The organism is Nocardia amikacinitolerans NBRC 108937 (assembly GCF_001612615.1).
GTDB lineage: Bacteria > Actinomycetota > Actinomycetes > Mycobacteriales > Mycobacteriaceae > Nocardia > Nocardia amikacinitolerans.
The window spans coordinates 21,382-33,538 of record NZ_BDAU01000057.1 but is presented as its reverse complement, the minus strand read 5'-3'; the positions used below and the strand labels follow the sequence as shown (position 1 = coordinate 33,538).

General features: G+C 67.2%; 13 protein-coding genes. 5 read left to right on the top strand and 8 right to left on the bottom strand.

Features of this window, described 5'->3' with window-relative positions; translation table 11 throughout:
- Positions 1–319: 319 nt before the first annotated feature.
- From NAM01S_RS31340 to NAM01S_RS31310, 8 genes are all read right to left on the bottom strand, one after another.
- Entirely contained in the window at positions 320–802 is a 483-nt protein-coding gene (locus tag NAM01S_RS31340) for a hypothetical protein (protein ID WP_157107996.1), read from the bottom strand.
- A 79-nt stretch (positions 803–881) separates the two neighbouring features.
- Positions 882–1,406, bottom strand: a complete 525-nt coding sequence (locus NAM01S_RS35490) for a hypothetical protein (protein WP_157107995.1) — start codon at positions 1,404–1,406, stop codon at positions 882–884.
- A gap of 1 nt (position 1,407) precedes the next feature.
- The gene (locus tag NAM01S_RS31335; RefSeq protein WP_253799309.1) at positions 1,408–2,724 is read right to left on the bottom strand and encodes a hypothetical protein; all 1,317 of its coding nucleotides are present in this window, start codon (positions 2,722–2,724) and stop codon (positions 1,408–1,410) included.
- A 5-nt stretch (positions 2,725–2,729) separates the two neighbouring features.
- Positions 2,730–3,011: a WXG100 family type VII secretion target gene (locus NAM01S_RS31330; RefSeq protein WP_253799307.1), complete on the bottom strand. Its 282-nt coding sequence runs from the start codon at positions 3,009–3,011 to the stop codon at positions 2,730–2,732.
- Between the two features lie 14 nt (positions 3,012–3,025).
- A complete protein-coding gene (locus tag NAM01S_RS31325; RefSeq protein WP_067792348.1) occupies positions 3,026–3,364 on the bottom strand; it encodes an ESX-1 secretion-associated protein in 339 nt (112 codons plus the stop codon).
- A 92-nt stretch (positions 3,365–3,456) separates the two neighbouring features.
- The gene (locus NAM01S_RS31320) at positions 3,457–4,188 is read right to left on the bottom strand and encodes a hypothetical protein (RefSeq protein WP_067792345.1); all 732 of its coding nucleotides are present in this window, start codon (positions 4,186–4,188) and stop codon (positions 3,457–3,459) included.
- 146 nt (positions 4,189–4,334) lie between these two features.
- A complete protein-coding gene (locus NAM01S_RS31315) occupies positions 4,335–5,135 on the bottom strand; it encodes an SDR family oxidoreductase (protein WP_067792342.1) in 801 nt (266 codons plus the stop codon).
- Entirely contained in the window at positions 5,132–6,325 is a 1,194-nt protein-coding gene (locus NAM01S_RS31310) for an acyl-CoA dehydrogenase family protein (RefSeq protein ID WP_067792339.1), read from the bottom strand. The genes NAM01S_RS31315 and NAM01S_RS31310 overlap by 4 nt, the downstream gene beginning before the upstream one ends.
- Before the next feature lie 77 nt (positions 6,326–6,402).
- Between NAM01S_RS31310 and NAM01S_RS31305 the strand changes: the two genes are divergently transcribed.
- The 5 genes from NAM01S_RS31305 to NAM01S_RS31285 are packed head-to-tail and all read left to right on the top strand — an operon-like array spanning position 6,403 to position 12,068.
- Positions 6,403–7,962, top strand: a complete 1,560-nt coding sequence (locus tag NAM01S_RS31305; protein ID WP_067792337.1) for a FadD3 family acyl-CoA ligase — start codon at positions 6,403–6,405, stop codon at positions 7,960–7,962.
- On the top strand, positions 7,962–8,855 hold the full coding sequence (locus NAM01S_RS31300; protein ID WP_067792334.1) for an enoyl-CoA hydratase: 894 nt from the start codon (positions 7,962–7,964) through the stop codon (positions 8,853–8,855). The genes NAM01S_RS31305 and NAM01S_RS31300 overlap by 1 nt, the downstream gene beginning before the upstream one ends.
- Positions 8,855–9,997, top strand: a complete 1,143-nt coding sequence (locus NAM01S_RS31295) for an acyl-CoA dehydrogenase family protein (RefSeq protein WP_067792331.1) — start codon at positions 8,855–8,857, stop codon at positions 9,995–9,997. The genes NAM01S_RS31300 and NAM01S_RS31295 overlap by 1 nt, the downstream gene beginning before the upstream one ends.
- Positions 9,994–11,025, top strand: coding sequence for an acyl-CoA dehydrogenase family protein (locus tag NAM01S_RS31290; protein ID WP_067792328.1), 1,032 nt, complete (start codon positions 9,994–9,996; stop codon positions 11,023–11,025). The genes NAM01S_RS31295 and NAM01S_RS31290 overlap by 4 nt, the downstream gene beginning before the upstream one ends.
- Positions 11,022–12,068: an acyl-CoA dehydrogenase family protein gene (locus NAM01S_RS31285; protein ID WP_067792325.1), complete on the top strand. Its 1,047-nt coding sequence runs from the start codon at positions 11,022–11,024 to the stop codon at positions 12,066–12,068. Before NAM01S_RS31290 ends, NAM01S_RS31285 begins: the two co-directional genes overlap by 4 nt.
- Positions 12,069–12,157: the final 89 nt, after the last annotated feature.

The following is a 12,157-nucleotide window of genomic DNA, read 5'->3' as shown; positions in this document are numbered from 1 at the left end:
TCATCGATGCGGTGACCGTTCGCGGAAGGCATCGTCGTCAGAGTGGGACCACCTGCGCGCTCGTCGACAGTGCACCCTGCCGATGTGATGTGAAGCATGGTCGAGGCATCGCCGTCTCACGGCCGTATCTCCCGCGACGCGGCCGCTTGGAGCATCCGAGCCATGGCCAGGCTGCGGGCAATTGACCGCCCAGATCGCCAGAATGCGCCCCAATTCCCGCATTCGGGTGTCGTCAGCCGTTCCAGCAGACCGCGAAATTCCTTGTTGAGCTTGTCGATACGGCAGAGTGGCGAGTTGGCGAGCCGTCCTGCCTCGGGTTTCAGATGCCCTGGAACTCGATGTGGACTATTCGGGTTTCAGGGGTTCGTTCATCGACTGCCACTCGGCGAAACATCACCTTCCCCTTCGGCGACGTGAAGGTGTCCTGAGCTTTCTGGACATTTGGTGACGAGGCGAGATCAGGCCCGCCGATAGTCGTAACAAGGGTAGGTTCGAACAGCTTCCTGAAATCGGCAATGAATCCAGAATTGTCCAGCATCCAGACTAGATCACTGGGAGACATCTCCACGGCGAGTTTGTATTCTGTATCGCGAATGACTTCCTTCCTCACCAGGAGAACCTTTCCGTTCAGCGGAAGCGTCCATCCTCCGTACTCAGTCGCTTCTTTCACGAACTCCGGACTGTTCGAGGTCTCGACATCCGGCGCCGTGTCTACTTCGACAAGGCTGCCGCATCCGGTCCCGGAAATCGACACCACCGCCATCAGTGCGATGGCAGTCACTGCCCAGCACAGACGATTCATCAAATAACCCTAGAACGTTCGAGTCGGGTCGACACGGGTGTCCCTGACGCTTTCGGGTCCGGTTGAGTCGACCGATTCTTCAGCCGTTGATGTCATCCGAGCCATTGTTGAAATCGATGTCCCGTGGGCGTGACGGCCACGGTGGACCATCAATCCTTTGCCCCGTCCACGGGTCGACTGCAACCACGGAAAACCCCGCGTGGCCCACAAGGCCGGAGCGATTCCACAGCAGGGTGTCACCGAAGAATACGGCGGCTGACACTTCGGGATGATGGCCGGAAACGAATAGCGTCCATCCGTTCCCGAATCCGATCCGCATACTTCCAGATTTGAAAAATACGGGTGAGAGAATCGGAGCAGAGACCATTCGCTCGACTTCAGCCCTCGCCCAATAGCTGATAGAGTGCCGCCCGGGAAAGTCCTCGGCGATGGCCCCCTGGGCCATCTCAGCTCCATAACCGACAACGATTCGGAATGACGTATCCATCTCTAATTCGACCTGCTCGGGCCGCCAAATCGTGTGAACAACACGGGCTCCGCGCATAGGGCGCAGGATCCATCTATCTTCGTATTCTTTGATCTCCGATCGATGGCTCCTTTCCATATCAGTCCTCCAACTCATCGCGAATGTTTCCGATGCTATCCTCGGACACTTCACCGCCGGGGAGCTTCACATATACTTCGCCGGTATCCAAGTCCACGACAACATCTGGATTGCGGTTGGCGCCATCCCCGCGCCAAGCGCCCTGCGACTTGATTTTGTGAATTGCTTGTCTCACTTCCTCTGCGGGGACTCCGTAGTAACTCGCGATCTTGTTGACTTTGGTCGTCAGCGAGGCATTCGTGAATGCTCCACTCGGGCTCCCCGAGTTGATGTCCTCCGCGTCATCGGCATCGAGGTACACCTTCATGACGACGATAGCCGCGAGTTTGGCAGCTATGTCGGTGAGGGAGGGGACCTTGTCGAACGCGGTGACCGCGAAGGCGGCGGTCCCCGTCGTTGCCGCCGCGGCGCCGATTATGCGGTAGAGCTTGCTGGTGTCGTAGGCGCTTTTGAGTACCCTCGCGGTGTTGCCTGCGATGGCCACGACGCCGACGCCAGCGGCGACATTGCTGAGAGCAGCGGTGATCCAGGAGGCTGCAACGCCGATGACAACGGTCGTTCCGGCCGCGATCAAAGCGTTGGTGACCGCTGATTTGAACGTGTCGCGGACCTCGGACGTGGCGGAGCTGTAGTCCCCAACGGGCCCGGCGAGATTGAGCGATGCGGAGGCGAGTTGCGTGGCACCACCGTTCAGTGTGGTGAGATGCCCGAGCAGGGCGTCGAGCCCACCCTTCTTGTCCTGAATGTCGGCGAAAAGATTACTGATCTCCGTGATTCGGGCGGCTGCACCGGTGATGGTGGTGTGTTCGGCGAATGCCTTCCAGGTGGACGCGGCCGTGGCGAGCTTGTTCTTGTTACCGTTGGGCAGGTTGCTTTGGAATTCGTCCTGGATCGCCTTGACCAGGGCGTCGTAGAAGCCGGGAATGCTCCCGCTCCCCTCGATGACCCCGTCACCATCGCGGCCTTTCGAGCCTGGGATCGACACCTTGTGCTCCGACATCGCCGTCACGGCAGGCCGGTTGGGCATCGGATTGGATTTGTTGCTCAGGGCCCAGTTGTAACCGGCGGCGTAGAGCATGTTGCCGAAGTTGGTCAGCGCGTCGGCCAGATTCGTGCAGGTCTGCAGCGTTTCCTCGGCGGCGCGGTCGTAAGCGGCGGCCCACTTCTCACAGCCCGCGGTGTCACCGGCCATGCCCACACACTCACCTTTGAGGGCATCATGGACTGGTTTGTCGGCGGTCCGGAGATCGGCGGCGAGGTCGTGGCATTTCTTGGCGGCGTCGTAGTAGGTCTGCCAGTCGATGACCAGTACACCCATGACACTTATCCCCCGTTGAACATCTTGTAGTTCGTATCGACGGCTCGCGTGTAGCGCGCGTGCGCCGCCTTGGCCGCATCGCTCATATCGCGTACGCCTTCCACGAATTCCCGTGCACCCGTGACCCATTGCGAGTGCGCCTCGGCATACGCTTGGGCAGCGACGCCTTCCCAGCCGGTGCCTGCCAAGGTCGCGACTCTGTCGTCGATCTCGTCGAGGCGCTCGCCGATGAACCCGGCCAGACCGGACAATCGCGCGACGATCTCATCGAGATGGTCGAGATCCACCGAAAACCGTGAGCTCATGGCAGATCCAAACTCGAAGTGTTGAATGCAGCGGCGTTGCCGTCGTCGCGGGCTTGGTAGGTGTCGGCGGTGACGCCGAGCTTCTCGGCCATCTCGGTCAGGGCGGTCATGATCTGCGTACCGCCTTCGTGGACATCGGTCCAGCCCTGCGAGAACTCGTTGGCCGCGTCCCCGGTCCAGCTTCCACCGGTCAGCGAAGAGACATCCTTCGCGGCCGAATCCAGTGCCGTTCGAAGAGCTTCCGACAACTCGTAGACGTACTTACCGACCTCACGCACCTTCTCGGGCACCACCGAGAGGTTTTGACCAGAAGCCGGCGTCCCCCCATCACTCATGAGCGAATTCTAGCGATTTGGTTGACCGACAACGGCGACTGAGTACCAGGAGAGGGTTGTCGCCGGCCGCACCGACGCGGGCGGATTCAGCTCTACCGCAACGAGTAGCGGATCGGGGAGGACACGGAGAGGTCGGCGAGGAGGCGGTCGCAGATGATGACCGGGGAGATGCCTGCGCGGGCCATGCGGGCGACGAGGGCCAATCTTCGTTCGGGCGTGTCCCATTCGACGGTGAGGGGTCCGCGGCCGGGGCCCGCGTCGACGGTCGCCATCACGCGGGGCGGGCCGTAGGGGACGGGTTCTTCGATGAGTTTCAGGACCATGCCGCGCTGCCAGGCGTGGTAGGCGTCCATGTCGGCGCCCACGACCAGTTTGTCGGTGGCGGCGCACAGGCCCTGGGCGATTTCGTCGGCGACGGCACCGCGGTCGAAGTGGTGTCTGCGGCAGCGGCGCAGCACCTCGATGAGGTCGGCGCGGACCTCGCGCAGCAGGGCGGTCTGGCGTTGTCGCCGTCGATCCTGCTCGGAAGGAACACCGGCGGGAGCCTTCAAGCCGATCCGCCGGGCGCGGGCGTTGTCGCGCCTCATGTCGGCGCGAAGCGCGGCCCGCGGGTCGCGTTCGACTTCGTTCTCGTCGACCGCGTACAGCTCGAGAATCTGGGCGGCGCGGCAGGCAGTCGCCCGCGCGGATTCGTGGTTCATCAGTTCGGCGCCGAGTGTCAAGGCGGCTAGCACCATGCTGTCGAGACGACGTCTGGCCAGCACGACCTCGCGTACGACGTCGAGTTCCAGTTGTTCGCGGGCAGGTGGGCGATCCAGGCCCATAGCCAACGCCCCTTACGAAATTGCGGGATCCGTCCATCCCCAGCATGGCACACCCCGGCCGCCCGCGCGCCACCCTTTTTCACCTGATCGGGCGCCCGTTTCCCAGGAAGGAAGCGGACGCCCGAAGGCGATCTCAATCAGGCGCGTCAGGCCCGCTGACTGCTCACCGAAACCACCTCGCCGGTGAGGTAGCTGGTGTAGTCGCTGGCCAGCATGGCGATGGTCGCGGCGACCTCCCACGGCTCGGCCGCGCGGCCGAAGGCCTCCCGTTCGGAGAGCTGATCGAGCAGTTCCGTCGAGCTGACCTTGTCGAGGAAGGCGTGCCTGGCGATGCTCGGCGCGACCGCGTTGATCCGCACGCCGAGCTCGGCGGCCTCGATCGCGCTGCACCTGGTCAGCGCCATGACGCCCGCCTTGGCAGCCGCGTAGTGCGCCTGACCGTACTGCGCGCGCCAGCCGAGGACGCTCGCGTTGTTCACGATGACGCCGCCGTGGCCGACCGAACGGAAGTAGGACAGCGCGGCGCGGGTGCAGCGGAAGGTGCCGTTGAGCGTGATGTCGAGGACGCGGTCCCACTGCTCGTCGGTCATGTCGACGACCGGCGTCTCACCGCCGAGGCCCGCGTTGTTGACCATGATGTCGATGCGGCCGAGCGCTTCGGTTGCGCCGCGGACCAGCGCGTCCACCTGCTCGGTGCTCTGCACGTCGCAGGCGATCGCGGCGACCCTGCGCTCGGGGAACTCACCCTTCAGCTCGACCTCGGTCTCGGCGAGCCGACGCTCGTGCCAGTCGGAGACCACCACGTCGGCACCCTCGGCGAGCAGCCTGCGCGCGGTCGCCGAGCCGATGCCGGTCCCCGCGGCGGCGGTGACCACGGCGACGCGTCCGGTCAGCAGGCCGTGCCCGGCGACGGGCTCGGGGGCGACCGAAAGGGGCCGCGCGGTCACGGCCGTGCCTCGCGCGGCAGACCGAGCACGCGCTCGGAGATGATGTTGCGCTGCACTTCGTTCGAACCTCCGTAGATGGTGTCGGCGCGGGTGAACAGATACAGCCGCTGCCATTCGTTGAGATCGTCGTCCTCGTCGGCCACCAGGCCGCGCGCGCCGAGCACGGCCATGGCCAGCTCGCCGAGGCCGCGGTGCCAATTGGCCCAGAGCAGTTTCGCCACCGACGCCTGTCCGCCGTCGTCCACGCCGGTGCCTTCCATGGTGCGCAGCGCGTGCGCGCGCAACACTCGCAGACCTACCCATGCCCGGTCGATCCGGTCGGCGATGAGCGGGTCGTCGGCCGCGCCGATGCGGCGGGCCAGCGCTTCGACATCGGCCAGTTCGCGCGCGAAGCGGATCTGCTGGCCGAGGGTGGAGATGCCGCGTTCGAAGGTCAGCGTGCCCATCGCGATGCGCCAGCCGTCGCCCGGCGCGCCGACGACCAGGTCGGCGGCGGTGCGGGCGTTGTCGAAGAAGACTTCGTTGAATTCCGACGTCCCGGTGAGCTGGATGATCGGGCGCACCTCGATGCCCGGTTGCTTCATGGGAACCAGCAGGTAGGACAGGCCCTTGTGGCGGGAAGAGCCCTTCTCGGTGCGTGCGACGACGAAGCACCAGTCGGCCACGTGCGCCAGCGACGTCCAGATCTTCTGGCCGTTGATGGACCACTCGTCGCCGTCGAGGTGCGCGGCCGTGCTGATGGCAGCGAGGTCCGAACCCGCGCCCGGTTCCGAGTAGCCCTGGCACCACAGTTCGCTGACATTGCGGATGCCGGGCAGGAAGCGGTCCTTCTGCGCCTGGGTGCCGAAGGCGAGCACGGTCGGGCCGAGCAGCTCCTCCCCCACGTGCGAGACCCGCGCGGGCGCGTTGGCCTTGGCGTACTCCTCGTGGAAGATCACCTGCTGGCGCACGGTGGCCTCGCGACCGCCGTACTCCTTGGGCCACCCCAGGCAGGTCCACCCGGACGCGGCCAAGTGCCGGTCCCAGGCCAGGCGCTCGTCGAACGCCTCGTGTTCGCGGCCTGGACCGCCTAGTCCGCGCAGTTCGCGGAATTCTCCGTTGAGATTCTCGGCCAGCCATTCCCGCACTTCGGCGGAAAACCGCGCGTCCTGCGCGGCAGTGTCGGAATCTGAGGTCTGGATCGCAACCACGCCGGTAGGATAACCTACCAAGCACTTGCTTTGTAGAGTGCGTGCATAAGTACTCGCGTGAACGGTGAGGAACACCCGTGACAACCCCTGCACAAACGACACCGCTGGCCCTGCACGACGCCGCGCGGACCTTCGGCGCCGCACCCGCACTGGCCGACGGCGACGTCCGTCTCGACTGGACCCAGCTACTCGCGGCGGTCCAGGAGACGGCGCGCGCGCTGATCGCGCGCGGCGTGCAGTCCGGCGACCGGGTGGCCATGTGGTCGCCGAACACCTATCACTGGGTGGTCGCCGCGCTGGCCGCGCACTACGCCGGCGCGGCGCTGGTGCCGCTGAACACCCGCTACGTCGCCGACGAGGCCGCGGACGTGCTGTCGAGGGTCGACGCGAAGGCGCTGTTCATCGCGGGGACCTTCCTCGGCCGCGACCGCCTCGCCGAACTGCGCGCCGCCGCACCGGAACTGGCCATCCCCACGATCGTGGTGATTCCGGTGGAGCCGGGCGGCGAGACGACCAGCACCGACTCGACCGTGCTGAACTGGTCCGATCTCGCGGTGATCGCCGACACCGTCCCGGTCGAGGACGCCGAGAAGCGGGCCGCGGCCGTGGACGCCGAGGACATCTCCGACATCCTGTTCACCTCCGGAACCACCGGCCGCAGCAAGGGCACGCTCGTCGCGCACCGGCAGGCGCTGTCGGTGGTGCGGGCCTGGGCCGAGTGCACCACGCTGAACAGCGACGATCGCTATCTCGTCGTCAGCCCGTTCTTCCACAACTTCGGTTACAAGGCGGGCATCCTGTCCTGCCTGGTCACCGGCGCGACGATCATTCCCCAGGCCACCTTCGACGTGCCGCAGACGATGCGACTCGTCGGCCAGGAGAAGATCACCGTGCTGCCAGGGCCGCCGACGATCTACCAGACCATCCTGGACTTCCCGGACCGGGACTCCTACGACCTGAGCACCCTGCGGGTGGCGGTCACCGGCGCGGCGACGGTGCCGGTCGTGCTCGTCGAGCAGATGCGGTCGGAGCTCGAATTCGCGGTCGTCATCACGGGTTACGGCCTCTCCGAGGCGGCCGGGTTCGGCACCATGTGCCGCGCCGACGACGACGCCGAGACCATCGCGACCACCTGCGGCAGGCCGATCGCCGGCTTCGAGCTGAAGCTCAGCGACGCGGGCGAGGTGCTGTTGCGCGGCCCGAACGTCATGCTCGGCTACCTGGACGATCCGAAGGCCACCGCGGAGACCGTCGACGCGGACGGCTGGCTGCACACCGGCGATATCGGCACGCTCGACGAGCGCGGCTATCTCCGGATCACCGACCGGCTCAAGGACATGTACATCTCCGGCGGTTTCAACGTCTATCCGGCCGAGGTCGAGCAGGCGCTCGCCCGGCTCGACGGCGTGGCCGAGTCGGCGGTCGTCGGCGTGCCCGACACCAGGATGGGCGAGGTCGGCAAGGCCTATGTGGTGCGCAAGCCCGGCTCGACACTGACCGAGGACCAGGTGCTCGCCCACGCCACCACCGTACTGGCGAATTTCAAGGTGCCGCGCTTCGTCGAATTCCGCGACCAGCTGCCCTACAGCGCCGCCGGGAAAGTGCTCAAGCGTCAACTACGTGAGGAGAAGTCGTAATGCCAGACCAACCGGAGAACGGCGTGCCGGACGAAGGCGAGGTCGTCACTTACGAGCGGCGCGGCCGGGTCGCGATCGTCACGATGAACCGGCCCGACTACCGCAACGCGCAGAACTCGGTGATGACCTACGCGCTCGACGCCGCCTTCCAACGCGCCGTCGAGGACGACGAGATCGGCGTGATCGTGTTGGCGGGCAACGGAAAACACTTCAGCGCCGGACACGACATCGGCACCCCCGGCCGCGACCACCACGTGCACTACGACAACAAGGCCGTGCTGTGGTGGGACCACGTCGACAAGCAGGGCGGCGACCAGCGGTTCGCCAGGGAGTCCGAGGTCTACCTCGGCATGTGCCGCCGCTGGCGGGAGATCCCGAAGCCGACCATCGCGATGGTGCAGGGCGCCTGTATCGCGGGCGGGCTCATGCTCGCGTGGGTGTGCGATCTGATCGTCGCCTCCGAGGACGCGTTCTTCTCCGATCCCGTTGTGCGCATGGGCATTCCGGGTGTGGAGTACTTCGCGCACCCGTGGGTGATGGGACCGCGCGCGGCCAAGGAGTTCCTGTTCACCGGCGACCGCTTCGGCGCGGCGCAGGCCAAGGAATGGGGCATGGTCAACCGGGTGGTCCCGCGCGCCGAGCTGGAGGCCGAGACCATGGCGCTGGCCGAGAAGATCGCCGCCATGCCGCGTTTCGGCCTCGCACTCACCAAGAAGGCGGTCAACCAGGCCGAGGACCTGATGGGCATGCGCACCGGCATGGACTCGGTCTTCGGGCTGCACCACTTCGCGCACGCGCACAACGCCGAGGTCGGCGCGGACTCACTGGGCGGCATGAACGCCAAGACGATGAAGGCCAGTGCGAGCACGGCCGAGCAGAACGGGACGACGTAGTGGATCTGGATCTGGACCAGGCGACGCGGGAATTCCAGCGGGAGGTCCGCGAATTCCTCGCCGCCGAGAAACCCTCGACGCCACTGCCTTCAATGGACACGAAGGCCGGCTTCGAGGCGCACCGCGACTGGGAGCGCAAACTGGCCGACGCGCGGCTGTCGGTGGTCTCCTGGCCGAAGGAGTACGGCGGGCGCGACGCCTCGCTGCTGGAATGGGTGCTGTTCGAGCAGGAGTACTACGCCGCGGGCGCGCCGGGGCGGGTCAGCCAGAACGGCATCTTCCTGCTGGCGCCGACGTTGTTCGAGCACGGCACCCCCGAGCAGCTCGACCGCATCATGCCGCGCATGGCGCGCGGCGACGACATCTGGGCGCAGGCCTGGTCGGAGCCCGAGGCGGGCAGCGATCTCGCGGGCATTCGGTCGACGGCGCGGCGCACCGAGGGCGGCTGGCTGCTCAGCGGACAGAAGACGTGGAGTTCGCGAGCGGCGTTCGCGGACTGGGCCTTCGGCCTTTTCCGCAGCGATCCTGAGGCGGAGCGGCACAAGGGACTCACCTATGTGATGTTCCCGCTCACCGCCGACGGCGTCTCGGTGCGACCGATCCCGCAGCTGGACGGCGAACCCGGTTTCGCCGAGATCTTCCTCGACGACGTCTTCGTGCCGGACCGCGACGTGATCGGCGCGCCGGGCGAGGGCTGGCGGGCCGCCATGAGCACCTCGAGCAACGAGCGCGGTCTCTCGCTGCGCAGCCCCGGCCGATTCAGCGCGACCGCGCGACGGCTGGTCGACCTGTGGCTGGACTCCGGCGACCGCACCAACACCGCGCAGCGCGACGCCGTCGTCGACGCGTGGATCGGCAGCGAGGCCTACCGCCTGCACACCTTCGGCACCGTCACCCGGTTGAACGAGGGCGGCAAGCTCGGCGCGGAATCCTCGATCACCAAGGTGTTCTGGTCCGAGCTCGACATCGCCATGCACGAGACCGCGCTGGACGTGCTCGGCGCGGCGGGCGAACGGTCCGGTCCGTGGACCGACGGATATCTGTTCTCGCTGTCCGGCCCGATCTACGCCGGTACCAACGAGATCCAGCGCAACATCATCGCCGAGCGCATCCTCGGCCTGCCGAGAGGGAGTAGCCGATGAGATTCGCGCTCAGCCCGGAACAGATCGATTTCGCGGCAAGCGTGCGCAAGCTGCTGGACGCCGGGCGCACGCCGACCGCGGTGCGCGCCTGGGCGAGTGGCGACCCGCGACCGGGTCGCGCGCTGATTCAGCAGCTCGCCGGCTCGGGCGTGCTCGGCCTCGCGGTCGACGAGGCGCACGGCGGTGTCGGCGCTGATCCGATCGACCTCGTCGTCGCATTCGTCGAGATCGGCCGGTCCGCGGCGCCGGGACCGTTGGTCGAGACCGCCGCCGCGATTCCCGTTCTGCTGCAATCGCTCTCGGACTCCGCGGCAGCCGAGCGCTGGCTGCCCGGGCTCGCCGAGGGCACCGCGCTCGGCACGGTCGCCTTCGCAACACCGGGCACCGATCCGGTCGCGCTGGACGCCGATGTCGCCGACGTGACGCTGCTCGTCGACGGCGCGCAGGTCTTCCTGGCCGAGCGTGGCGAGTCGATCCGTTCGATCGACCCCGCGCGAAAGCTGTTCGGAGTGACGGCGACCGAGCTCGTCGCCAACGACGACCAGGTGCTGGAGGCGGGCGCGCTGGCGTTCGACGCCGGCGCGCTGGCCGCCGCCGCCCAGCTGCTCGGCGCCGGCCGCGCGCTGCTGCACGCCGCCACCGAATACGCCAAGCAGCGCAAGCAGTTCGGCAAGCCGATCGGTGAATTCCAGGCCGTCAAGCAGAAACTCGCCGACGTGCTGATCGGGCTCGAGCTGGCCGAGCCGCTGCTCTACCGCGCCGCCCTCACCATGGGCGAGCCGACCCGCAGCCGCGACGTGTCGGCGGCGGTGCTGGCCTGCGGCGACGCCGCGCACACCGCCGCGCGGGCCGCCTTGCAGGTGCACGGCGCGATCGGCTACACCGCCGAGTACGACCTGTCGCTGTGGCTGACCAAGGTCACCGCGCTGCGCGCCGCGTGGGGAACGCCGGATCTGCACCGCGCCAGGATCGCCCGCGCCCTGCGCGACGAGGCCGTCCGGGACCGAGCGATCAGGGGTACCGCATGACCGAACACGAGGAATTCGCCGCCTCGGTGCGCGCGCTGCTCACCAAGCACGCGGGCCGCGACGCCGTACGCGCCGCGATGGACACCGAACTCGGCTACGACCCGAAGCTGTGGCGGCTGCTCTGCGAGCAGATCGGTGTCGCGGCGCTCGCGGTGCCGGAGGAGTACGGCGGGTTCGGCGCTTCGCTGGTCGAATCCCTGCTGGTGGTCCGCGAATTGGGCCGCACGCTGGCGGGTGTGCCGATGCTGGGTTCGGCCGTGCTCGGCGCGCAGGCCGTGCTGCTCTCCGGCGACGAGGACGCCTGCGCGCGGCTGCTGCCCGGCGTCGCGGAAGGCACGACGACGCTCGCGGTGTGCTGGGCGAGCGAGACCGGGTGGGACGTGCCCGGCGTGCGCGCCGATGGTGAGACACTCTCCGGCACAGCATATTACGTGCTCGATGGCGCGCACGCCGATACGTTGATCGTGGTGACGGCGAGCGGGTTGTTCGAGGTCGAGGCGGGCGCCGCCGGGATCACCAGAAACCCGGTCGCGACCATGGATCCGACGCGCAAGCTCACCTCGATCCGCTTCGACGGCGTCGCGGCACGCAAGCTCGGCACCGGCGATCCGCTCGCTCTCGCGACGCGACTTCGGGAGATCGCGTGGGCCGCGGTGGCCGCCGAGCAGGTCGGGGCGGCGGAGCAGTGCCTGGAGATGACGGTCGAATACACCAAGTCCCGGGTGCAGTTCGGGCGCGCGATCGGCAGTTTCCAGGCGCTCAAGCACCGGATGGCCGATATGTACGTGCTGCTGGAGTCGGCCAAGTCGGCGTCCTACGCCGCCACCGCCGCGGTCGCCGAGGGGCTTCCGTCGGCCGCCGAGGACGTGTGGGTCGCACGGACGCAGTGTTCCGAGGCGTTCACCGAGATCGTCTCCGAGACCGTGCAACTGCACGGCGGCATCGCCATCACCTGGGAGCACGACGCGCACCTGTTCTTCAAGCGCGCGCACGGCGACGCCCAGCTCTTCGGCACGCCACACCGTCCGCTGGCGCACACCTAGCACTACCCGACCGAAGGCCCCGGCGAATCCTCGCCGGGGCCTTCGTCGTTCGCCGCTCCGGCTGCCACAAACCCTCCACACGCCTCACA